At 46.2% G+C, this 22,685-nt stretch carries 23 protein-coding genes; all 23 read left to right on the top strand.

What is annotated here, in order from left to right; translation table 11 throughout:
* Positions 1 to 12 precede the first annotated feature (12 nt).
* The 23 genes from sdaAA to sucC all read left to right on the top strand — a co-directional run bounded on the left by sdaAA (position 13) and on the right by sucC (position 22,679).
* The gene (gene sdaAA, locus M3191_RS05385; protein ID WP_251698757.1) at positions 13 to 921 is read left to right on the top strand and encodes an L-serine ammonia-lyase, iron-sulfur-dependent, subunit alpha; all 909 of its coding nucleotides are present in this window, start codon (positions 13 to 15) and stop codon (positions 919 to 921) included.
* On the top strand, positions 902 to 2,950 hold the full coding sequence (gene recG / locus M3191_RS05380) for an ATP-dependent DNA helicase RecG (protein ID WP_251698755.1): 2,049 nt from the start codon (positions 902 to 904) through the stop codon (positions 2,948 to 2,950). The genes sdaAA and recG overlap by 20 nt, the downstream gene beginning before the upstream one ends.
* Before the next feature lie 150 nt (positions 2,951 to 3,100).
* Entirely contained in the window at positions 3,101 to 3,682 is a 582-nt protein-coding gene (fapR, locus tag M3191_RS05375) for a transcription factor FapR (RefSeq protein ID WP_251698753.1), read from the top strand.
* Positions 3,682 to 4,674 (top strand): phosphate acyltransferase PlsX, encoded by a 993-nt coding sequence (gene plsX, locus M3191_RS05370; RefSeq protein WP_251698751.1) that lies wholly within the window; start codon positions 3,682 to 3,684, stop codon positions 4,672 to 4,674. Before fapR ends, plsX begins: the two co-directional genes overlap by 1 nt.
* Positions 4,671 to 5,606, top strand: a complete 936-nt coding sequence (fabD, locus tag M3191_RS05365) for an ACP S-malonyltransferase (RefSeq protein ID WP_251698749.1) — start codon at positions 4,671 to 4,673, stop codon at positions 5,604 to 5,606. The genes plsX and fabD overlap by 4 nt, the downstream gene beginning before the upstream one ends.
* Entirely contained in the window at positions 5,606 to 6,352 is a 747-nt protein-coding gene (gene fabG, locus M3191_RS05360; protein WP_251698747.1) for a 3-oxoacyl-[acyl-carrier-protein] reductase, read from the top strand. The genes fabD and fabG overlap by 1 nt, the downstream gene beginning before the upstream one ends.
* Before the next feature lie 155 nt (positions 6,353 to 6,507).
* A complete protein-coding gene (locus M3191_RS05355) occupies positions 6,508 to 6,744 on the top strand; it encodes an acyl carrier protein (RefSeq protein ID WP_251699315.1) in 237 nt (78 codons plus the stop codon).
* 170 nt (positions 6,745 to 6,914) lie between these two features.
* Positions 6,915 to 7,682, top strand: a complete 768-nt coding sequence (gene rnc / locus M3191_RS05350) for a ribonuclease III (RefSeq protein ID WP_251698745.1) — start codon at positions 6,915 to 6,917, stop codon at positions 7,680 to 7,682.
* 2 nt (positions 7,683 to 7,684) lie between these two features.
* Entirely contained in the window at positions 7,685 to 11,242 is a 3,558-nt protein-coding gene (gene smc / locus M3191_RS05345) for a chromosome segregation protein SMC (protein WP_251698743.1), read from the top strand.
* 34 nt (positions 11,243 to 11,276) lie between these two features.
* The gene (ftsY, locus tag M3191_RS05340; protein ID WP_251698741.1) at positions 11,277 to 12,266 is read left to right on the top strand and encodes a signal recognition particle-docking protein FtsY; all 990 of its coding nucleotides are present in this window, start codon (positions 11,277 to 11,279) and stop codon (positions 12,264 to 12,266) included.
* A 203-nt stretch (positions 12,267 to 12,469) separates the two neighbouring features.
* The gene (locus tag M3191_RS05335; RefSeq protein WP_251698739.1) at positions 12,470 to 12,802 is read left to right on the top strand and encodes a putative DNA-binding protein; all 333 of its coding nucleotides are present in this window, start codon (positions 12,470 to 12,472) and stop codon (positions 12,800 to 12,802) included.
* Between the two features lie 12 nt (positions 12,803 to 12,814).
* The gene (ffh, locus tag M3191_RS05330; protein ID WP_251698738.1) at positions 12,815 to 14,170 is read left to right on the top strand and encodes a signal recognition particle protein; all 1,356 of its coding nucleotides are present in this window, start codon (positions 12,815 to 12,817) and stop codon (positions 14,168 to 14,170) included.
* A 112-nt stretch (positions 14,171 to 14,282) separates the two neighbouring features.
* Positions 14,283 to 14,555, top strand: coding sequence for a 30S ribosomal protein S16 (gene rpsP / locus M3191_RS05325; protein WP_060209070.1), 273 nt, complete (start codon positions 14,283 to 14,285; stop codon positions 14,553 to 14,555).
* Positions 14,556 to 14,570: 15 nt separating this feature from the next.
* Positions 14,571 to 14,804 (top strand): KH domain-containing protein, encoded by a 234-nt coding sequence (locus tag M3191_RS05320; protein WP_251623949.1) that lies wholly within the window; start codon positions 14,571 to 14,573, stop codon positions 14,802 to 14,804.
* Positions 14,805 to 14,960: 156 nt separating this feature from the next.
* Positions 14,961 to 15,476 (top strand): ribosome maturation factor RimM, encoded by a 516-nt coding sequence (gene rimM / locus M3191_RS05315; RefSeq protein ID WP_251698736.1) that lies wholly within the window; start codon positions 14,961 to 14,963, stop codon positions 15,474 to 15,476.
* A complete protein-coding gene (gene trmD, locus M3191_RS05310) occupies positions 15,476 to 16,216 on the top strand; it encodes a tRNA (guanosine(37)-N1)-methyltransferase TrmD (RefSeq protein ID WP_251699313.1) in 741 nt (246 codons plus the stop codon). The genes rimM and trmD overlap by 1 nt, the downstream gene beginning before the upstream one ends.
* Positions 16,217 to 16,344: 128 nt before the next feature.
* Entirely contained in the window at positions 16,345 to 16,689 is a 345-nt protein-coding gene (gene rplS, locus M3191_RS05305) for a 50S ribosomal protein L19 (RefSeq protein ID WP_251623953.1), read from the top strand.
* 133 nt (positions 16,690 to 16,822) lie between these two features.
* On the top strand, positions 16,823 to 17,380 hold the full coding sequence (lepB, locus tag M3191_RS05300) for a signal peptidase I (RefSeq protein ID WP_251698733.1): 558 nt from the start codon (positions 16,823 to 16,825) through the stop codon (positions 17,378 to 17,380).
* Between the two features lie 17 nt (positions 17,381 to 17,397).
* Positions 17,398 to 18,276: a ribosome biogenesis GTPase YlqF gene (ylqF, locus tag M3191_RS05295; RefSeq protein ID WP_251698731.1), complete on the top strand. Its 879-nt coding sequence runs from the start codon at positions 17,398 to 17,400 to the stop codon at positions 18,274 to 18,276.
* 251 nt (positions 18,277 to 18,527) lie between these two features.
* Positions 18,528 to 19,298 (top strand): ribonuclease HII, encoded by a 771-nt coding sequence (locus M3191_RS05290; RefSeq protein ID WP_251698729.1) that lies wholly within the window; start codon positions 18,528 to 18,530, stop codon positions 19,296 to 19,298.
* 6 nt (positions 19,299 to 19,304) lie between these two features.
* Complete coding sequence (locus tag M3191_RS05285; protein WP_251698727.1) at positions 19,305 to 21,095, top strand: hypothetical protein; 1,791 nt, start codon at positions 19,305 to 19,307, stop codon at positions 21,093 to 21,095.
* Complete coding sequence (locus M3191_RS05280) at positions 21,092 to 21,391, top strand: EscU/YscU/HrcU family type III secretion system export apparatus switch protein (protein WP_251698725.1); 300 nt, start codon at positions 21,092 to 21,094, stop codon at positions 21,389 to 21,391. The genes M3191_RS05285 and M3191_RS05280 overlap by 4 nt, the downstream gene beginning before the upstream one ends.
* 127 nt (positions 21,392 to 21,518) lie before the next feature.
* On the top strand, positions 21,519 to 22,679 hold the full coding sequence (sucC, locus tag M3191_RS05275; protein WP_251698723.1) for an ADP-forming succinate--CoA ligase subunit beta: 1,161 nt from the start codon (positions 21,519 to 21,521) through the stop codon (positions 22,677 to 22,679).
* Positions 22,680 to 22,685 lie beyond the last annotated feature (6 nt).

The raw sequence follows: 22,685 nt of genomic DNA, 5'->3' as shown, positions 1-22,685 counted from the left end.
AGGGAAATAGTAATGGAAGTTCTATTCGGTACTGTAAAAGAATTAGTAGCACTCGCAGAAGCACAAAATAAGCCGATTTCGGAAATTATGATTGAACAGGAAATGCAAATGACGAGACGTTCACGTGAAGAGATTGTCGCTCAAATGGAAAACAATCTTTCCGTCATGGAAAGCGCTGTCGAGCAAGGGTTGCAAGGCGTAAAATCGACTTCCGGTTTGACAGGCGGCGATGCTGTCCTTATTCAAAACTATATTAAATCCGGAAAATCACTTTCGGGGGACCTTATTTTGGATGCTGTCAGTAAAGCGGTCGCGACGAACGAAGTAAACGCAGCAATGGGAATGATCTGTGCAACTCCTACTGCAGGGGCTGCCGGAATTGTACCAGGAACACTTTTCGCAGTGAAGGACAAATTGAACCCGACGAGAGAGCAGATGGTGAATTACTTGTTTACATCGGGCGCTTTCGGCTTTGTCGTGGCAAATAACGCATCCATCTCTGGTGCGGCAGGAGGATGCCAGGCGGAAACTGGTTCAGCCGCTTCGATGGCTGCCGCTGCGATCGTGGAAATGGCTGGAGGGACTCCTCAGCAAAGTGCAGAGGCTTTTTCAATCGTCATGAAAAACATGCTTGGACTTGTATGCGATCCGGTGGCAGGTCTAGTGGAAGTGCCATGTGTGAAGCGTAATGCGATGGGAGCTGCAAAAGCCCTAGTCGGAGCGGATATGGCTCTTGCAGGGGTAGTAAGCAGGATTCCGACTGATGAAGTAATTGAAGCGATGCATAGAATCGGACAGTCAATGCCTTCCGCTTTAAGGGAAACCGCAAAAGGGGGCTTAGCTGCCACTCCTACTGGAAAGGCACTCGAAGCCGAGATTTTCGGAAAGGACAAAACGTCTCGTGACACCGTCAATTCTTGACCCTGTCACAACGCTGAAAGGCGTCGGCAAGGCATCTGCAGAACAGCTTCAAAAACTTGGCATTGAAACGATTGAAGAGTTAATCAATACATTTCCGTACCGCCATGAAGACTTCAGATTGAAAAATTTAGCTGAAACGCCGCATAATGAACGGGTCACCATTGAAGGAAGGGTCGAAAGTGAGCCTTCCGTTCTTTTTTTAGGGAGAAATAAATCACGACTCCAATTACGGTTGCTGGCCGGAAATCATCTCGTTAAAGCGGTTTTCTTCAATCAACATTACTTGAAAGACCGAATTTCAATCGGAATGATTGTTACGGTGACCGGCAAATGGGATCGTGGCAGGCAAGTGATCAATGTGAGCAACTTCAGTCAGGGGCCGAAAACAGATCAAGCTGATTTTGAACCTGTCTATAGTTTGAAAAACGTCATGCACCAAAAGACGTTCCGCAAATATATGAGACAGGCACTGGATTTGTGCAGCGGTGAAATTGCCGAAGTTCTTCCGGATTCATTGCGGGAAGCTTATTTGTTGCCGTCGGTCGGAGAAGCACTGGAAATGGTTCATTTTCCAAAATCGCCGAATGACGTGAAACAGGCACGTAGACGCTTTGTCTATGAGGAGCTCTTGAAATTCCAATTGAAAATGATCGGTATGAAAAAAATCCGTAAAGAAACCGAAAAAGGAACTCCGATTCATTATGATCTGGATCGTATCAAGGAGTTCATTACTTCATTGCCTTTCGAGCTGACGAATGCACAAAAAAAGGTTGTCAATGAGCTATGTGCCGAATTGAAAAGCCCGATGAGGATGAATCGGCTGCTGCAAGGGGATGTAGGTTCCGGAAAGACGGTCGTAGCTGCTATTGCCCTATTTGCGGCGATTACGGGTGGGTTTCAAGGTGCGCTTATGGCGCCGACGGAAATTCTTGCGGAACAGCATGCCGATTCCCTATCATCATGGCTTGAGCCGTTTGGAGTGAATGTCGCCTTCCTCTCCGGATCCACGAAAGGGAAAGCGAGAAGGATCATCATTGAGAAATTGCAAAGCGGAGAAATCGATCTGCTGATCGGGACGCATGCGTTGATCCAGCCGGACGTCGGTTTTGCGAAATTGGGACTCGTCATAACGGATGAACAGCATCGTTTCGGTGTGGAACAACGGCGCGTGTTAAGGGAGAAAGGTCTTAATCCCGACGTGCTTTTTATGACGGCGACTCCGATTCCGCGGACATTGGCGATTACCGCCTTCGGGGAAATGGATGTCTCCATCCTTGATGAAATGCCGGCGGGACGAAAAAAAGTTGAGACCTTTTGGCTTAAAGAAGAATCCTTATTGCCAGTATTACGAAAGATGGAGAAGGAACTGCAGGCCGGGAGACAGTCATATGTCATTTGTCCTCTCATTGAGGAATCAGATAAGATCGATGTTCAAAATGCCGTCGATGTCCATTCCCAGCTCACCCACCATTTTGCTGGGCGGTACACAGTCGGCCTCATGCACGGTAGACTTCATTCCGATGAGAAAGATGCCATCATGAGGGACTTCAGTGAGGGGAAAATCGATTGCCTTGTTTCGACAACCGTCGTTGAAGTCGGCGTGAACGTGCCGAATGCGACCTTCATGCTCATTTATGACGCCACCCGTTTCGGACTCGCCCAACTTCACCAATTAAGGGGGAGGGTCGGCAGGGGGGCGGACCAATCGTATTGCGTACTTCTTGCCGATCCGAAGAACGAGGAAGGGAAGGAACGGATGCAGTCCATGACAGAGACGAACGACGGATTCATATTAGCTGAAAAGGATCTTGAGCTGAGAGGCGCGGGCGACTTCTTCGGCAAGAAGCAAAGCGGAATGCCTGAATTCAAGATGGCTGATCTTGTGCATGACTACCGCGCGCTGGAAACTGCGCGTCAAGATGCTGAGAAGATGCTGGCATCGGATGATTTCTGGTCCTCTCCGGAGTATAAATTCTTGAGAGAAGACTTGGAGCAATCAGGCGCGCTATCACATGAACGCATAGACTAAAAACATAATTGAACAACAGGTCAAGAAATGGAGTGTTTTTTCTTTGCCTGTTGTTTGTTTTATTTCAACCAATGTTTTGTAGAAATCAATGAGGAACTATGATAATATACTGGTATTAGTACCAAGTGCTAATCCGGAAGGGTGAATCGAGTGAGAGTGCCAAAAAGGGAGAGGCAGCGCCAGCTTGAAATAAGCCTCGAACAAAATCCTTTTCTGACAGACGAAGAATTATCCAAACAATTTAAAGTAAGCGTTCAGACGATACGATTAGACCGCTTGGAATGTGGAATTCCGGAATTGCGTGAGCGATTGAAAACGGTAGCCGCACGAACGATGGAAGCAGAAGTGAAATCCCTACAGTCCGATGAAATAATTGGTGAAATCGTTGACATTGTGCTAGATAAAAGGGCGGTCTCTATATTCGATGTAACGGACGATCATGTCTTCCGAAGGAGTGGCATAGCGCGGGGCCACCATTTATTTGCACAGGCAAATTCATTGGCGGTTGCAGTTCTCGACGATGATCTTGCGTTGACTGTCACATCGGACCTCCATTTCCTGAAGCCCGTCAGATCAGGTGATCGGGTCATTGCACGTGCCATCGTTGATAAAGAGCGTTCAAATAATAAACGGACTTTTGTCGATGTCATCTCCACCGTCGAAAACGAGACGGTTTTCACCGGTGAATTCCAGATGTATCAAACTACGGACCACAGCGGGAGGGAAATATGATGATCATTGCATTGGATGGAATGGGTGGAGATCATGCACCTGGTGAAATTATTGAAGGCGCGCTTCTGAGCCTATCTGAATTTGAAGATATACATATACATATTTATGGAAATGAAGAAAAGATGGCGCCGTATTTGAAAGAACATGGACGCTTGAAAGTAATTCATTGTACAGAGAAAATTGAAGCGGATGATGAGCCGGTCCGTGCAATCCGAAGGAAGAAAGATGCCTCCATGGTGAGGATGGCGCAAGCTGTGAAAGACGGCGAAGCCGATGCATGCGTCTCTGCCGGGAATACAGGAGCGCTAATGGCAGCCGGGCTATTCATCGTAGGACGGATCGAAGGCATCGATCGCCCGGCGTTATCCCCGACCTTGCCGACAATCGATGGACAAGGTTTTGTCTTCTTGGATGTCGGCGCAAATTCTGACGCAAAGCCTACTCATTTGCAGCAATATGCAATTATGGGAAGCATTTATGCGGAAAAGGTGCGCGGCGTTCAAAAGCCCCGCGTCGGACTTTTGAATATCGGCACCGAAGAAGGCAAAGGGAACGAACTGACGAAAGCTGCATACGAACTTCTTTCAGAAGTGCCTATTCATTTTATCGGAAACGTTGAGTCGAGAGACATTTTAAGTGGTGCGGCGGATGTCATTGTGACGGATGGATTTACAGGGAATATGGTGCTGAAGACGATAGAAGGGACAGCAGCCGGTTTCTTTTCGATGCTGAAAGAAGTATATGGCGCCTCGTTGAAGTCAAAGCTTTCAGCGGCATTAGTGAAAGATGACCTTCGCGGATTGAAAAAGAAAATGGATTATACCGAGTATGGCGGAGCAGGATTATTCGGGTTGAATTCCCCAGTCATCAAGGCACACGGTTCCTCAAATGCCAATGCTATTTATAATGCGATTAGACAAGCGAGGACAATGGTCGAATTCAATGTGTGCGGAACAATTAGAGAGACGGTAGGAAAGGTGGAGGCGGAATGACGAAAATAGCATTTATTTTCCCGGGACAAGGTTCTCAGTCTGTCGGAATGGGAGCAGAACTATTCAATAGTGGCGGGAATTTCCTGGAACAAGCGGATGAAGTATTGCAGTTCGGCTTAAGCCGTTTGATTACAGAAGGTCCCCAAGAGGAACTGACATTGACATATAATGCACAGCCCGCACTGTTGACAGTCGGCGCCATGATCGCTTCAAGGCTTGTTGTGGAAGGCATAACTCCTGACTATACTGCTGGACATAGTCTTGGTGAGTATACTGCCCTCGTCGCTTCAGGTGTCCTTTCATTTGAAGACGGTGTGTCGGTTGTCCATAAACGCGGCCTTTTCATGAATGATGCGGTTCCTGCCGGAGAAGGGGCGATGGCCGCCATTCTTGGACTGGATAGCGATAAGCTTCTAGAAGTGACGGATGCGATTACAGCTAGTGGCGATGCGGTCCAACCGGCCAATTTGAACTGTCCTGGACAAATTGTCATATCGGGAACGAAAGCAGGCGTCGAGAAAGCTTGTGTTGAGCTTAAGGAAGCGGGAGCGAAAAGAGCGATTCCACTTGATGTGAGCGGACCATTCCACTCTTCCCTTATGAAGCCAGCAGCGGAACGTCTGAAAAATGCGTTGGATGAAGTAGGAATGAAGGATGCTTCCATCCCGGTCGTTGCAAATGTAAACGCTAAAACGGTTTCCGATCATGAGGAAATCAAGCAGCTCCTTGTGGAACAATTATATTCTCCGGTTCGTTGGGAAGACTCCGTTCGTGAATTGATCAACCTTGGCGTTACACATTTCATTGAATGCGGCCCTGGAAAAGTGCTCAGCGGCCTTGTAAAGAAAATAGATAGATCTGTTACAGTGCTTCCTGTCTATGACGAAGAGACACTGCAAGCGGCCATTGATGCAGCGAAAGGGTGGGAATGATGGGTAGATTTGAAGGGAAATCGGCGATCGTTACAGGTGCTTCAAGAGGAATTGGACGCGAGATTGCAATTTTGCTAGGAAAAGAAGGCGCTCGTGTAGCGGTCAACTATAGCGGCAGCAAAGAAAAAGCGGAAGAAGTCGTTGAATTGATCAAACAATCCGGCGGAGATGCTTTTGCCATCCAAGCGAACGTTTCGGATGCCGAACAAGTGAAAGAAATGATTGATGAGACATTGAAAACGTTTGGTTCTATTGATATGCTCGTAAATAATGCAGGAATTACGCGTGATAACTTGTTGATGCGTATGAAGGAAGACGAATGGGATGATGTTATTAACATCAATTTAAAAGGTGTGTTCCTCTGTACGAAAGCTGTGACACGCCAAATGATGAAACAGCGTGCCGGGAAAATCGTCAACCTTGCATCTATCGTCGGCGTCATCGGCAATCCGGGACAAGCAAATTATGTCGCTGCAAAAGCAGGTGTGATTGGCTTGACGAAGACTACCGCGAGAGAACTTGCGACAAGGAATATTACTGTGAACGCAGTAGCACCAGGTTTCATTACAACAGATATGACTGAAGCTCTTCCAGAGGAAGTAAAAGCACAAATGTTGGGCTCCATTCCTTTGGGTAAGCTAGGATCAGCTGAAGATGTCGCAGGCGCAGTAGCGTTCCTACTATCCGACGATGCAAACTATATTACCGGACAAACCATCAATGTTGATGGCGGTATGGTGATGTAATGGACCTACGCTTATCTTAGTGTCCAGCTGCGGGTGGCAGCTGCTCGGGTCATAAGCCAGTCATGCTGTGCGGCAAAGAGCGCCGCTTCGCATGCCCGTCTTATGCCTGTCGCAGCTAAACGCCACCCTCCGCATTTCAGTGAGAGGAGGTGACTATAGTGTCAGTACTTGAACGTGTAACGAAAGTAGTTGTCGACCGACTTGGTGTCGATGAAAGCGAAGTAAAACCTGAAGCTTCTTTCAAAGACGATCTCGGCGCAGACTCTTTGGATGTCGTTGAGCTAGTTATGGAACTAGAAGATGAATTCGATATGGAAATTTCAGATGACGATGCTGAAAAGATCGGAACTGTTGGTGATGCAGTGAAGTATATCGAAGAAAAAGTGAAATAATTCTATTAGCATTCCGAAAATGGGCACGTATATTTATAACGTAATTCCCTTGAGATGCTTTCAACCTTTCATAAGATACGAAAGGGATGAAAGTATCTCTTTTCGGTTTTGCATGTACGGCGCGAACAATGTAAAATTAGATGGACTACGAAGTGAAAGGCAGAATCTTGATGACTAACAAACGGAATGTAAAAAGTAAATATCCAACAGTTCCACTTCCAAGCGAGGTACGGAAAAAATTTGAAGACTTGCAAGGACGCCTAGACATCCATTTTAAAGACGAAACGCTTCTTTATAATGCATTCACCCATTCGTCCTACGTCAACGAACACCGTCGGAAAAATTTCACGGATAATGAAAGGCTTGAATTCCTTGGAGATGCCGTTCTGGAGCTCGGTGTTTCCCGATTCCTATACGCGACTGAACCGAATATGAGCGAAGGCGAGTTGACGAAACTGCGGGCAGCCATCGTATGTGAGCCATCACTGGTCAAATTTTCGAATGAACTGCACTTCGGTGATTTCATCTTGCTTGGCAAAGGCGAGGAGCAGACCGGCGGAAGATTGCGTCCGGCATTGCTTGCAGACGTATTCGAAGCGTATATCGGCGCGTTGTTTTTGGATCAGGGAATGGAACCGGTCACCAAATTCCTTGAAAAGGTTGTATTCCCGAAAATCGGGGACGGTGCTTTTTCGCATGTGATGGATTATAAAAGCCGCTTGCAGGAAATCGTCCAACAGACGAACAGTGGCAGCTTGAATTATGAAATTGTCGAAGAGAAGGGTCCTGCGCATGCGAAAAAGTTTGTCACCGTCGTAAGATTAGAAAATCGTGAACTTGGTACCGGAATCGGAAGGTCTAAAAAAGAAGCCGAGCAGGAAGCGGCCCGTCAAGCCATCCAAGTATTAAAAGGAAATGAGGCCGAAGGGGAGAACTGATTGTGTTTCTAAAAAGAGTTGAAATTATTGGGTTCAAATCATTTGCCGATAGGATCGGCATCGATTTCGTCCCGGGCGTAACAGCCATAGTAGGACCGAACGGCAGCGGGAAAAGTAATATAACCGATGCAATCCGATGGGTGCTCGGTGAACAATCCGCCAAATCCCTTCGTGGTGCAAAGATGGAGGATGTCATATTCGCAGGCAGCGATTCCCGCAAGCCGCTGAATTTTGCGGAAGTGACACTGATTCTGGATAACACGAACGGACTCTTCCCGCTCGATTACACGGAAATCAGTGTCAGCCGCCGGGTCTTCCGTTCGGGAGAAAGCAATTACTTATTGAACGGGCAACAATGCCGTTTGAAGGATATTAATGATGTCTTCATGGATTCCGGATTAGGAAAGGAAGCATTCTCAATTATATCCCAAGGGCGTGTCGACGAAATCCTGAACAGTCGGCCGGAAGATAGGAGAAGTATTTTCGATGAGGCCGCAGGTGTGTTGAAATATAAAACACGCAAAAGGAAAGCGGAACATAAGCTTTTCGAAACAGAGGACAATTTGGATCGTGTCCTCGATATCCTCAAAGAGCTAGATTCAAGAATCGGTCCGCTTGAAAAGAACGCGGAAGCGGCAGAAAGACATCAGGTACTTTCTTCAGAAATCAGGGAAGCCGATGTCCGTCTTCTGAATTTTGATGGAGCGAAATTACGTGATGAAATCATTGTGAAAACTGAGCTGATCGAAGAAAAAAGGTTGCATCGCGAACAATTGGTGGCAGAGATCGCCAAAGTTGAACAAGAATCAAATGCGTACAAGATTCGTTTAGCGCAAACTGACCGAAATATTGAATCGCTCCAAAAGCAGTTGGTGGAAATTAGTGCTGAAGCTGAAAAGTGGGAAGGTCGCCGGCTATTATCGCTTGAAAAGCAGAAGAATTCGGAGCAACAGTTAAATAGGATCCGACAAGAGTTGGCTGATGCGCAAAAGAGTAAAGAAGATCTTGTTGTCAAATTGGCCGCGGCGAAAGAGAAATTGGCCATTACAGGATCTTCCTTGGACAAAATTAATTCGGAAATGAATGAAATTGCCCAAATCCTGAAAAGGTCGGCAAAAGAGACCGAAGAGGAAATTGATGAACTGAAGTCATCCTATATTGAAATGCTGAACGAAGAAGCGACGATCCGGAATGATTTGAAGCATATTGAAGAACGGATGCAAGGGGAAAAGACTTCGACAGTCCGTATATCGGAACAAACTTCCTTGTTAAAGAGCAAGCTTCAAGAGTTGCACGGAAAAAGGTCTATCCAAACTGCCGAGCTTTCTTCCCTGTTGGAAAAAAGGGAGAAAGCGGAGTCGGCATTTATAAAATCTGAAAAACTCTACCGCGAGGCTGAAGAAGAACTGGGAATTCAGCAGCAATTCATGCAAAATGCGATAAACAAACAGTCCGAAATGCAAGGGCGATTGCGTGCGCTTCAAAGTTTGGAAGCGGATTTTTCAGGATTCTATTCAGGAGTCAGAGCCGTACTCATAGCGGCAAAAGAAGGCAAGTTGCGTGGTGTCGATGGGGCTGTTGCGGAACTCATTACTGTAGATGACCCATATATTAAAGCGATTGAAACAGCTTTGGGCGGCGCGATGCAGCATATCATCACATCGACGGAATCAGAAGCTCGGAATGCGATCGGCTATTTGAAACAGAGAAATGCCGGTCGTGCGACGTTTTTGCCGCGTGACGTTATAAAATCTAGGAAACTTCCGATTGCGTCACTCCGTATTGTGGAACAACATCCAGAGTTTGTCGGAACGGCCGACCAGCTTGTGAAGACAGATTCCGCCTTTTCAATCATCACTGAAAATCTTCTTGGCATGACTATCGTTGCAAAAACGCTGGCCGGAGCTTCCGCAATTGCCAAGATGCTAGCATATAAATTCCGTATAGTAACACTTGACGGAGATATCGTGAATGCCGGTGGTTCCCTTACCGGGGGTGGAGCGAAAGGGCAGTCGACCGTATTTTCAAGAAAAGCGGAGTTGGAGACGTTAAGTGCACAACTTTCAAAAATGACTGCTTCCATCGAGATTGCAAACAGCAAAATCGGTGATTCGAAAATGTCCGTCGCCCAGCATATGCATGACACGGAAAAATATCGTCAACTACGGGATTCCGTAAGGCAGGAAATGGTTTCAAAAGAATCAGCTCTACGTGAACTGGATTTGGAAATCAGGGCGATCGAATCTGAAATCTCGTTAGCCGAAAGAGGGATCGCCGGCTCGGAAAACGTGGGCGCGGAACTATCGAACAGGAAAAATGCATTGCTTGAAAGACATGAATGGATCAGATCCTCACTGGATTCCACTCAAAAAGAAGTTGAAACACTTGAGCGGTTGGCTGCGAATCGACGGAACGAGGAAGCGGCATTGATGACCAAAAATAGTGAACTTCGTGAACAGGCGGCCATCCTACGGGAACAGAAAGGACATCAACAGATAACAATTTCGGATATGGAGCAAACACTGAGTCGACTGGAGCAGAGAATGTCTGCCCTGGAAGTCGATCGTGATATTTACACCGAACATGAATTGGGCATCGATCTAACGCCGGAGGAAATCGCGGCTCATATAGAAAGGTCCACGAAGGACAAATCCACGATTGAACAATCCCTGTCTGATGAACGAAACAGTAGGAGTCAAATTGCATCTGCCCTCGAAAAGCAGGCGGAATTATTAAAATGTATTCGCCTTGATGAAGGGAAGGCGGTTTCATCTTTAAATGAAATCAATGTTGCCGTTTCACGTCTTGAAGTGAAATACGAATCTATCACAGATCGCCTTTTGGATGAATATGGACTTTATCCTGATTTCGAAGCGGGCAGCGATTTTGATGTGGAAGCAACAAGAAGTAGGGTAGACGAATTAAAGAGCGAAATCGAGTCGCTCGGATCCGTCAATCCGAGTGCAATCCAGGAATTTAAAGAAGTGTCTGAGCGCCATGCGTTTTTAACTGAACAACGGAACGATTTACTGGAAGCGAAAAGCACACTCAATGAAGCGATGTCCGAAATGGACCGTGAAATGGAAATGCGATTCGGTACGACATTCAATGCGGTAAGAAATCGATTCCATGTCGTTTTTAAAGAAATGTTCGGCGGCGGGGATGCGGATTTGATCCTTACACAGCCTGACAACTTGCTGGAAACGGGGGTTGAAATCGTCGCAAGGCCTCCAGGTAAAAAATTGCAGAACTTAAGCTTGTTATCCGGCGGTGAGAGGGCGCTCACGGCGATTACATTGCTGTTTTCAATCATCGAAGTGCGGCCTGTTCCATTCTGCATTTTGGATGAAGTCGAAGCAGCGCTCGACGAAGCGAATGTCATCCGTTACAGTAAGTATTTGAAGAAGTTTTCGGATAACACCCAATTCATCGTCATTACCCATCGGAAGGGGACGATGGAAGGGGCAGATGTTTTGTATGGGATTACAATGCAGGAGTCGGGAGTATCGAAGCTGATTTCCGTGAAGCTCTCCGAAGTTCCCGCTGAAGTGTTGGGGTAATCATTGATAGTACTAGGAAAAAGGAGAGAGTCGATTGGCTTTTTTTAAGAAACTGAAAGAAAAAATTACAGGCTCAAATGAAACGGTAACCGAAAAATTCAAGGACGGTCTATCGAAGACGAGGAATTCATTCACCTCTAAAGTGAATGACCTTGTAGCACGTTTCCGTGAAGTCGATGAGGAGTTTTTCGAAGAGCTCGAGGAACTGCTATTGCAGGCGGATGTAGGCGTCGAAACGGTCATGGAACTTGTCGATCAATTACGATGGGAAGTTCAAAGGAAAAATATCAAAAACACCGAAGGCATCCAATCGGTCATTTCCGAAAAACTCGTGGAAATATATAAGGCTGGGGAAGAACTGGACCCCGATTTGAATATGCAAGATGATTTGACTGTCATTTTGATGGTAGGTGTCAACGGAGTAGGAAAGACGACGACAATCGGGAAGCTTGCAGCACGTCTCAAAGAAGAAGGAAAGACTGTCATGCTTGCGGCCGGAGATACATTCCGAGCAGGAGCGATCGATCAGCTAGTCGTTTGGGGCGAGCGTGTCGGAGTCGAAGTGATCAGACAATCGGAAGGATCCGACCCTGCTGCTGTCATGTATGACGCAATCCATGCTGCGAAAAGTCGAAAGGTGGATGTATTGATCTGCGATACTGCCGGCAGATTGCAAAACAAAGTGAACTTGATGAACGAACTTGAAAAAGTCCATCGTGTAATCGGCAAGGAAATCGAAGGGGCTCCACATGAGGTCCTTCTTGCACTTGATGCCACGACAGGGCAGAATGCATTGATCCAGGCGCAGACGTTCAAAGAAGCGACGAATGTCACTGGAATCGTCCTCACGAAGCTCGACGGTACTGCGAAAGGCGGAATTGTTTTAGCAATCCGCAATAAACTTAATATACCGGTCAAATTTGTCGGTCTTGGAGAAGGTATGGATGACCTGCAACCATTCGATCCGGAAAAATATGTTTACGGACTCTTTGCAGATGGACTTGAAAAAGAAGCTGAAGAATGATTTCTCCTTCTCTACAGTCGAGCTTTGGAAGGCAACTGCTCGGGTCACTTCGGTCATGAGGATAAAGGCAAAAAGCGCCTTTATCTCCTGACCTCCAGTGCCTGTCGCAGTTAAACGCCTTCCTCCGCATCCTTGTGCATCAAGTAAATTTACTTGACAGTTCAATTCCGGCATACTAAGATTAGCAGAGGGGGCGAAGCGCTATGCTTGAAAAAACGACACGCGTCAACTTCCTCTATGATTTCTATCAGACACTGTTGACCGAAAAACAACGGATTTACATGCAGCTCTATTACCTCGACGACCTGTCCCTCGGTGAAATTGCCGACGAATACGGAGTTTCGAGACAAGCTGTCTACGACAATGTCCGAAGAACAGAAGCTATGCTGGAAGACTACGAAGAAAAATTGAAGCTTTTCTCCAAATTCCGGAACCGGATGGAGATTATCGAGAAGCTTGAACAGCTTGTTCTCGGAAATGATGAAGCATCCAAGGAAGTACGGATGCTGTTGAACGCATTGAAAGATCATGAATAGGGGGTTCTATGCATGGCATTTGAAGGTTTGGCCCAGCGCCTGCAAGGGACGCTTCAGAAAATAAAGGGCAAAGGAAAGATCAGTGAAGCCGACGTTAAGGAAATGATGCGCGAAGTCCGATTTGCGCTTATCGAAGCCGACGTCAATTTGAAAGTCGTAAAAGAATTCGTCAAGACTGTCAGTGAGCGGGCTGTTGGCCAGGACGTCATGAAGAGCTTGACACCCGGCCAACAGGTCGTGAAAATCGTTAAGGACGAATTGACGAACTTGATGGGCGGAGAGCAGAATCCAATCCAATTCGCAAGGAAATCACCGACAGTCATCATGATGGTCGGCTTGCAAGGGGCGGGAAAAACGACAACGACGGGCAAGCTCGCGACAGTACTTCGTAAACGCCATAATAAGAAGCCCCTTCTTGTGGCGGCGGATGTTTATCGTCCAGCAGCGATCCAGCAATTGGAGACACTCGGAAAACAATTGACGATGCCGGTCTTCTCGTTGGGCACGGATGTCTCGCCGGTTGAAATTGCACGCCAAGCGATTGCAGAAGCAGAAAAGGAACACCACGACGTCGTAATCATCGATACGGCGGGACGTTTGCATGTCGATGAAAATCTAATGCAGGAATTGAAGGACATCCGGGAATTAAGCAAACCGGATGAAGTGTTCCTCGTTGTCGATGCGATGACCGGGCAAGACGCTGTCAATGTAGCGAAGTCGTTTGACGAAGCAATCGGCATTACAGGAGTCGTCCTAACGAAGTTGGACGGTGATACACGCGGAGGTGCTGCATTATCGATCCGATCCGTTACCCAGAAACCGATTAAATTCGTCGGAATGGGTGAAAAGATGGACGCCTTGGAACCTTTCCATCCTGAGCGGATGGCCTCTCGTATATTAGGGATGGGCGACGTTATGTCACTTATTGAAAAGGCGCAGGAGAATGTCGATGAAGAGAAGGCGAAAGAGCTTGAACAAAAATTCCGCACGCAAACTTTCACGCTCGACGACTTTTTGGATCAGCTCCAGCAAGTGAAGAAGATGGGTCCTTTGGACGAGATTTTGAAAATGATGCCTGGAATGAATAAAATTAAAGGGCTTGAAAACGCCCAAGTAGATGAAAGCCAAATGGGTCGCGTTGAAGCGGTCATCCAATCGATGACAACGGCAGAACGCACGACACCTGAAATCATCAATGCTAGCAGGCGTAAGAGGATTGCGAAAGGTTCAGGTACTTCAATTCAGGAAGTGAACCGTCTATTAAAGCAATTTGAAGATATGAAGAAGATGGTCAAGCAGATGACCAACATGCAGCAAAAGGGTAAAAAGAAGATGAAAATGCCTGGATTTGACTCTTTATTCAGGTGAAAACGCTGAACTTCAGCGTAATTTTAAGGTGTTAAGAAAAAACACTTTACAAACATGAAAAACCTTGATAATATACTATCTTGTGTGAAACTATTCGGAGGTGCAAGAAAAAATGTCAGTAAAAATTCGTCTTAAACGTATGGGAGCAAAGAAAACTCCTTTCTATCGTATTGTTGTAGCAGATTCACGTTCACCACGTGATGGCCGTCAAATCGAAACAGTAGGTACTTACAACCCGCTTACAAAACCTGCTGAAGTGAAAATCGATGAAGAATTGGCTCTTAAATGGCTTCAAAACGGTGCTAAACCTTCTGATACAGTTCGTAACCTGTTCTCAGAACAAGGCATCATGGAGAAATTCCACAACGCTAAATACGGTAAATAATCAGGAGGGGTGGACATGAAGCAGCTGATTGAAACGATTGTCAAACCTTTGGTCGATCATCCCGGAGATGTTCAGGTCGACAAAGATGAGCAACATCATCGTGTCACTTACAAACTTTCCGTTAATCCCGAGGATATGGGGAAAGTGATCGGAAAGCAGGGGCGTGTCGCCAAGGCGATACGAACTATTGTTTATTCAGCAGCAGGAAGTCGCCACGGTAAGAAAGTTTACCTTGATATCATCGAATGATGGAAATCAGTCTTGGACAACAGGTTTACGCGGATAGGCTCATGCCGTCCCCGAGAAACCAACACAAAAAAGGAGGGAGCTCATGTTCCTTCCTTTTTTGTCTACTTAAGCTTAAGGAATGCATCCATGTTCCTAATGAAAAGGAAGGTGTATTGTATGCAATGGTTCAACGTTGGTAAAATTGTCAACACACATGGAATACAAGGGGAAGTGCGAGTCATCTCGCGTACTGATTTCCCGGATGAAAGATATGCAGTTGGAAATGAACTTTCTTTATTCATGCCGAATGAAAAAAAACCGATTAAATTGATTGTAGCAAGCCACCGCCGCCATAAGAACTTCGACCTCCTCACTTTTGAAGGCCATATAAATATCAATGATGTTGAGAAATATCGGGACGGTTTATTGAAAGTGTCCGAAAAGCAACTTGGTGATCTTGAAGAAGGGGAGTTTTACTACCATGAAATCATCGGATGCACTGTTTATACGGATGTGGGAGAAGAGCTCGGTGAAGTGACGGATATACTGGCGACAGGCGCCAATGATGTATGGACCGTCACACCGAAGACTGGAAAACCGCATTACATCCCTTATATCGAAGATGTCGTCAAAGAAATTGATATTGAGAAGAAACAAATTATTATCGAGCCGATGGAAGGTCTACTGTCATGATGAAAATAGATGTTCTCTCGTTATTTCCCGAAATGTTCGAAGGAGTTCTCCACTCCTCCATCATGAAGAAGGCACAGGAGAACGAAGCCGTTTCTTTCAAAGTAACGGATTTCAGGGACTTCTCCGGAAATAAGCATCATAAAGTGGACGACTATCCATATGGCGGTGGCGCAGGGATGGTGTTGAAGCCCGAACCGCTCTTTGCGGCGGTCGAATCACTCGCCCTCGATACGTCGAAGAAACCGCGAGTTATCCTCATGTGCCCACAAGGGGCCAGATTCAATCAGAAAAAGGCCGAGGAGCTTTCCAAGGAAGAACATCTAGTCTTCCTCTGCGGGCATTACGAAGGCTATGACGAACGCATTCGAGAACATCTCGTTACAGATGAGATATCCCTCGGCGACTTCGTTCTGACAGGCGGGGAGATTGCATCCATGGCAATCATCGACAGCGTCGTCAGACTCTTGCCGAATGTTTTGGGCAATACAGATTCCCCTGTCCACGATTCATTCTCGACAGGACTCCTCGAGCATCCTCAATACACAAGACCTGCCGATTTCAATGGCATGAAAGTCCCTGACGTCCTATTATCAGGAAACCACGGCGAAATCGACAAATGGCGCCAAGAACAATCACTAAGACGCACATTCGAACGCAGAAGAGACCTACTGGAAGACGCTCCACTAACAGAACATCAACAGAAGTATCTGGAAAGACTTTTAAAAGAAGAAAATAAATGATGCGTCTTGCACGCAGCGGCCTTTTATGATAATATCTACTATGTACTTCTATGGGGAGTACATACTGACTGGTGTTCCGCTGCAAACGCAACAAATGCAAGAGCATCTGTGGATAAGGAGAGAAAAACATGCAAAACATTATTGCAGAAGTAACAAAAGACCAACTTCGTTCAGACCATCCTGATTTCCGTCCTGGGGACACTGTCCGCTTGCACGTGAAAATCGTTGAGGGCACGCGCGAGCGTATCCAGCTCTTCGAAGGAGTTGTCATCAAGCGTCGTGGAGGCGGAATCAGTGAAACTTTCACAGTCCGTAAAATCTCCAACGGTGTAGGTGTTGAACGTACATTCCCTGTACACACACCGAAAATCGCTAAACTTGAAGTTACTCGTCGCGGTAAAGTACGTCGTGCGAAATTGTACTACCTTCGCAACCTACGCGGAAAAGCTGCACGTATCAAAGAAATTCGATAAAATTCAAACAGCGGGGATTGCATCTCCGCTGTTTCCTATTCATGAGGAGACCAAAGAGTTGGTCTCCTTTCTTTTTGCCTCAAAAATGAATAGACTGTACAATAAGGATAGTGACTTGGCGGGAGGTTTTGTGATGAAAGAAGAGAAGAAGAAAAATGAAACTTGGGAATGGATCAAAGCGCTTTTAATTGCGTTTGGACTGGCAGCAATCATTCGTATATTTTTATTCACACCGATTGTTGTAGATGGCATTTCAATGATGCCCACACTTGAACACGGCGATAAAATGATTGTCAATAAAATCGGTTACACACTCGGAAAACCAGAACGTTTTGATATCGTCGTCTTCCATGCGCCAGAAAAGAAGGATTATATCAAGAGAGTCATCGGTCTCCCGGGAGATAAAGTGGAATATAAGGACGATGTTCTATACATTAACGATCAACCATACGAGGAAGCATATCTTGATCAATATAAAGACGAAATTACCGAAGGAACGTTGACCGAAGATTTCACGCTGGAAGAGAAAATTGGAATGCAGACGGTCCCTGATGGCCATGTCTTCGTTATGGGTGACAACCGCCGCAAAAGTAAAGATTCCAGACATATCGGAGCAGTGCCGATCGATGAAATCATAGGAAGCACAAAATTCATATTCTGGCCGATCAGTGATTTCGGCAAGGTGGACTGAAGGAAGGGGATGAAACAATGACCATACAATGGTTTCCGGGCCATATGGCCAAAGCTAGACGTGAAGTGACGGAACAATTGAAACTCGTCGACATCGTATTCGAGCTGATCGATGCCCGATTGCCCCTTTCATCGAGAAACCCGATGATTGATGAGGTCATCCAGCAAAAACCGAGGCTGCTCATTTTGAATAAGATGGACCTAGCTGACGAGAAGGAAACGGAGCGTTGGATCAGACACTTCGAATCGGAAGGTATGCGTGCAGTCGCAATTAATTCCTTTGAAGGGAAAGGGCTGCAGACCGTAACAAAGGCAGCAAAGGAAATATTGGCTCCGAAAATTGAACGCTTGAAAAAGAGGGGCATTCGACCAGGGGCGATCCGCGCCATGATTGTCGGAATCCCCAACGTCGGGAAGTCGACGCTTATCAACCGACTCGCAAAGAAAAATATTGCAAAAACAGGCAACAAACCGGGTGTCACGAAAGCACAGCAATGGATCAAATTCGAGAAGGAACTGGAATTGCTTGATACGCCAGGAATCCTTTGGCCGAAATTTGAAGACCAAGCAGTAGGCTATAAACTTGCGTTGACAGGTGCAATAAAGGATACGATTGTCAATATGGAAAACCTGGCAGTCTACGGACTCCGCTTTCTGGAGGAGCATTATCCGGAGCGGCTTGAAAAGCGTTATGGCATCACCTCTGTAGGTGAGGACATACAAAAGGTCTTTGATGTTATCGGGGAGTCCAGAAAGGCGTATACACAAGGCGGCGAAATCGATTATGACAAAGTGGCTGAACTGATTGTCCAAGACATCCGCAGCGAGCTGCTTGGCAAGCTGACTTTCGATTTCACATCGGATTTATCAAAACAGGTCGATGAAGTCACGGAGTAATTCCGTGGCAATCGGCCTTTTCTTATTGAATAGCAATCACAATCAGGAATACTGTCCGATATAAAAAGAGAATGTATTGTCTGGTGCTTTATCGAGGATTGAAGTGAAAGGCGGCGACTCCTGCGGGAAAAGCACGAGCTGAAAGCCCCGCAGGAACGAAGTGACGAGGAGATTGAAGCCGTGCCCGCGGAAAGCGTCCGCCTGTAGCGTAAATCCGTTTATATAGCTTATACATAATAGAAGGTGAAAAGATGAAAACAATCAAAGAAATAGCAGAAATGCTGCAACAAACTTCCGATCCAGAACCGTGGATGAATAAATTAGAAGACGATCATCGCGCAGGCGTCAAAACAGAACTGCGAAAATGGTATCGCAATTACGAAAAGAAACAGCAATTGGAACAAATGCTGCAAGAAAAAATCAGCTTCGACAACAGTTTTAAAACATATGATGGGGCACTCGTCGCAGGTGTAGATGAAGCTGGACGTGGCCCATTGGCAGGACCTGTCGTCTGTGCGGCAGTCATATTGCCCGAAGAAGCAACCGTTCTGACAGGGCTCAATGATTCTAAAAAGCTATCCATTCAAGAAAGAGATCGATTAGCTGCCATTATTAAAGAAGTCGCAATCAGCTATTCAGTACATATTCAGTCAGCGGACAGAATCGATGAAATGAACATTTATGCCGCAACTCGGGAATCTATGGAAAAGGCAGTAAGCGCTTTAGAAACCCGTCCGGAAATCGTCTTGGCGGATGCCATGAAGCTTCAAGTCGGCTGCAGATCTGAATCCATCATCAAAGGGGATGCTCAAAGTCTTGCCATAGCTGCAGCCTCCATCCTCGCAAAGACGACGAGGGATCAATTGATGAATCGTATTCACGAAGAGTTCCCGATGTACAACTTCAACAAGAACGTCGGCTACGGCACTGCAGATCATGTAGAAGCCCTCCATCTCCACGGACCGTGCCACCACCATAGAAAAACGTTCGAGCCTGTCAAATCGATTTTAGAAGGAAGGTGACCTGGGATGAACAATCCATCGATTCCCCGCTTGAGCAACCAGTCCATCCCTGTATCTCAGCTGCCGTTGACCATGCGGGAAGGACAGATGTTCCACGGGCACATAAAACAGCTTTACCCGGGACAGATGGCCGAAGTGCAAATCGGGGGCCAAAAATTGATGGCCAAACTGGAAGTGCCCATGAAGGCGGGCGACGCCTATTATTTTCAAGTGAAATCGGTCACTCCTGAACTGCAAATTCAAGTCGTATCTGGCCCTTTACAAGCAACGGAAGGACAAGCGAAGCAAATAACCAACTTGATAGACTCGATGCAAATTCCCAAATCACCGGAAATGGTTACAGTACTGAATCATTTTTTGAAGGAGAGACTTCCTGTTTCCAAGGATATCTTGCTGAAAGCTGCAGATCTATTGAAAACCGTCCCGCCATCGGTTCAAAGCGACGCTCTTGATTCCATCCGGAAATTGGTGGAATTGAAACTGCCGCTAAATGAGTTCGATTTCCAATCACTTTTAGGGGTGGAGAAAAAGGAAGGCTTGCACGATGGCTTGACTGCTTTACGAAATGTGTTGCTTACTGATAAAGACATACCAACGCAATCAAAGGAAAAAATCCTTGCGACGATTGGTGATGCAAGCCGGATAACTTTTTCTGCTGCGGAAAAAGCGTTAGTAAGCGGGGCCGTTCTAAAATTGCTGGACGAAAGTATGCCCCGTGAGGAGCGGTTCCAAGTATTGCAAATGCTTAAGAGCTCGGGAATCATGCCGCCAAGCACGACACTTGCCAATTTACAAACAGTAATGGATACGAACATGGCGGAGCGGGTGGCGGGAGCAGGACAAATGAAAGAGTTGATTCAAAACGACCCTGTCCTACAACAGTCTACTAAGTTGCAGCTGATCGGCTTACTGGAGGAAATAGAACTTAATCGATCGGTCGAAACGAGGAACTATCAAGCTGGTGAACAAGCCGGCAAAATCATGCGTCTAGTTGCGGAACATATCCAATCTATGCCATTCACGGATGAAGAATCCTCAGCTATCTTCAAGTTAGTACTGCCTGATGATGCTCGCGCGAGAATTCCGGAATTGTACCGTACGGTGGAGCAATCCCCGTTGCCAGTGGCAAAGGAGTTAATGCAAGGAGCTCAAACGGTAGTTGAACAAGCGATTGATGGCAAGGTGATAAAAGAAGTCATGCAAAGCCTTTTCAGATCCCTCGGTTTCAATTATGAAGCGGGACTGCTAAGCGGAAATCAGGATATCGCAAAGACGATGGACATGTTGAAACCTCAATTGGTGGCGCTGTTGCATGACAGCGCAGTATCTCCCGCATTGCGCGATGCGGCAGAGACAATAATTGCGAGAATGAATGGCTCCATCATTCAGTCCGGTGACACGGGCGTGAACCAACAGATTGTCATGCAGCTGCCTCTGGAATTCCTCGGAAAACGGGTCGATGCAACGATTCAATGGAATGGGAGAAAGAAGGCGGATGGCAAGATCGATGCGGATTTCGCCCGAATCCTGTTTTACTTGGAACTGGAATCGATCGACAAGACGGTTGTCGATATGCAAGTTCAAAATCGGATCGTCGCAATAACTGTTTTCAACGAAAACGTTCAATTACGAGAAATTGGCGGGCTTTTGCAATTGAAATTGAGAGATGGCCTCGAATCGGTAGATTATAGATTGTCAGGAGTCACCTTTAAACAATTTGAAGCAGAGGGAAACAGGGAAACGAAAAAACGGAATGATTGGATGTCGGAACAGGGTGGAGTGGACTTCAGGATATGACAGAACAGAAACATACCCGTAAAGAGGCGATTGCGCTTTCCTATGATCCGAATGCAGGGGATGCCCCGAAGGTTGTCGCCAAAGGAAAAGGGAAGATTGCAGAAAATATCTTGGAGAAGGCGAAAGAACACGATGTTCCGGTACAGGAAGATCCGACACTTGTGGAATTGCTAGGGCAGCTAGAAGTGGATGAAACGATTCCGGAACAACTATATCAAGCAGTGGCAGAAGTGTTTGCATATATCTACCAAGTGGACCGGGAGCATGGTTCACGGAAGAATAATAGGATTAAATGACGGAAACTATCAAAAGATATCAAAAAATGCTTATATGGCAACAACAAGTGTGGACATTATTTTACATCTTTACTACAATGGATACGGCAGTAAATTATGAGCTACAAGTTCGAATGGAGGATGTAAGATGAATATCCATGAATATCAAGGAAAGCAGCTGCTCAGAGATTATGGCGTTGCTGTTTCAAATGGTCGGGTAGCTTTTTCTCCCGATGAAGCTGTAAAGGCGGCAAAAGAACTCGGTACGGACGTAATCGTAGTTAAGGCGCAAATCCATGCTGGCGGGCGTGGTAAAGCAGGTGGCGTTAAGATCGCCAAAAATCTTGACGAAGTGCGCGAGTATGCAAAGGAGCTTCTTGGTAAAACTCTTGTAACCCATCAAACAGGCCCTGAAGGAAAAGAAGTTAAACGACTTCTTGTCGAAGAAGGATCAGATATCAAAAAAGAATATTATTTGGGTCTTGTACTCGACCGCGCTACGGATCGCGTTACTCTTATGGGGTCTGAAGAAGGCGGAATGGACATTGAGGAAGTCGCTGAAGAGACTCCTGAAAAGATCTTCAAAGAAGTCATTGATCCAGTCGTCGGCCTTACAGGGTTCCAAGCGCGCCGCATGGCATTCAATATGAACATCCCTACACATCTTGTGAACAAAGCTGCGAAATTCATGCTAGGACTCTACCAAGTATTTGACGAAAAAGATGCATCAATCGTTGAAATCAATCCACTTGTCGTTACAGGCGATGACAATGTACTGGCATTGGATGCAAAATTCAATTTCGATGACAACGCATTATACCGTCATAAAGATATTGTCGAATTACGCGATTTCGATGAGGAAGATCCGAAAGAAATCGAAGCTTCCAAGTACGACCTTAGCTACATATCCCTAGATGGCAACATCGGCTGCATGGTTAACGGTGCAGGTCTTGCGATGGCGACGATGGATACAATCAATTACTACGGCGGATCACCGGCCAACTTCCTTGACGTTGGGGGCGGCGCTACAGCTGAAAAAGTTACGGAAGCATTCAAAATCATCCTCTCTGACGAGCATGTCAAAGGAATCTTCGTCAATATTTTCGGAGGCATCATGAAATGTGACGTAATCGCAGAAGGTGTTATTATGGCTGCGAAAGAAGTCGGTCTTGAAGTGCCGCTTGTTGTGCGTTTAGAAGGTACGAACGTTGACAAAGGCAAAGCGCTATTGAACGAATCAGGCTTGAATATCATCGCTGCTGACACAATGGCGGACGGTGCACAAAAGATTGTTGAACTCGTAGGCTAAGAAAGG

Source organism: Sporosarcina luteola (assembly GCF_023715535.1).
Lineage (GTDB): Bacteria > Bacillota > Bacilli > Bacillales_A > Planococcaceae > Sporosarcina > Sporosarcina luteola_B.
Note: the sequence above shows the minus strand (reverse complement) of the source record. Positions and strands in the feature narration are given on the sequence as shown.

What these genes read in the sequence shown, in the direction of transcription:
- trmD (WP_251699313.1), top strand. Translation starts at nt 15,476, where the DNA reads ATGAAAATAGATGTTCTCTCGTTATTTCCCGAAATGTTCGAAGGAGTT.
- rimM (WP_251698736.1), top strand. Translation starts at nt 14,961, where the DNA reads ATGCAATGGTTCAACGTTGGTAAAATTGTCAACACACATGGAATACAA.
- fabG (WP_251698747.1), top strand. Translation starts at nt 5,606, where the DNA reads ATGGGTAGATTTGAAGGGAAATCGGCGATCGTTACAGGTGCTTCAAGA.
- ylqF (WP_251698731.1), top strand. Translation starts at nt 17,398, where the DNA reads ATGACCATACAATGGTTTCCGGGCCATATGGCCAAAGCTAGACGTGAA.
- sucC (WP_251698723.1), top strand. Translation starts at nt 21,519, where the DNA reads ATGAATATCCATGAATATCAAGGAAAGCAGCTGCTCAGAGATTATGGC.
- M3191_RS05285 (WP_251698727.1), top strand. Translation starts at nt 19,305, where the DNA reads ATGAACAATCCATCGATTCCCCGCTTGAGCAACCAGTCCATCCCTGTA.
- sdaAA (WP_251698757.1), top strand. Translation starts at nt 13, where the DNA reads ATGGAAGTTCTATTCGGTACTGTAAAAGAATTAGTAGCACTCGCAGAA.
- rpsP (WP_060209070.1), top strand. Translation starts at nt 14,283, where the DNA reads ATGTCAGTAAAAATTCGTCTTAAACGTATGGGAGCAAAGAAAACTCCT.
- M3191_RS05280 (WP_251698725.1), top strand. Translation starts at nt 21,092, where the DNA reads ATGACAGAACAGAAACATACCCGTAAAGAGGCGATTGCGCTTTCCTAT.
- lepB (WP_251698733.1), top strand. Translation starts at nt 16,823, where the DNA reads ATGAAAGAAGAGAAGAAGAAAAATGAAACTTGGGAATGGATCAAAGCG.
- rnc (WP_251698745.1), top strand. Translation starts at nt 6,915, where the DNA reads ATGACTAACAAACGGAATGTAAAAAGTAAATATCCAACAGTTCCACTT.
- M3191_RS05335 (WP_251698739.1), top strand. Translation starts at nt 12,470, where the DNA reads ATGCTTGAAAAAACGACACGCGTCAACTTCCTCTATGATTTCTATCAG.
- ffh (WP_251698738.1), top strand. Translation starts at nt 12,815, where the DNA reads ATGGCATTTGAAGGTTTGGCCCAGCGCCTGCAAGGGACGCTTCAGAAA.
- plsX (WP_251698751.1), top strand. Translation starts at nt 3,682, where the DNA reads ATGATCATTGCATTGGATGGAATGGGTGGAGATCATGCACCTGGTGAA.
- rplS (WP_251623953.1), top strand. Translation starts at nt 16,345, where the DNA reads ATGCAAAACATTATTGCAGAAGTAACAAAAGACCAACTTCGTTCAGAC.
- M3191_RS05320 (WP_251623949.1), top strand. Translation starts at nt 14,571, where the DNA reads ATGAAGCAGCTGATTGAAACGATTGTCAAACCTTTGGTCGATCATCCC.
- M3191_RS05290 (WP_251698729.1), top strand. Translation starts at nt 18,528, where the DNA reads ATGAAAACAATCAAAGAAATAGCAGAAATGCTGCAACAAACTTCCGAT.
- fabD (WP_251698749.1), top strand. Translation starts at nt 4,671, where the DNA reads ATGACGAAAATAGCATTTATTTTCCCGGGACAAGGTTCTCAGTCTGTC.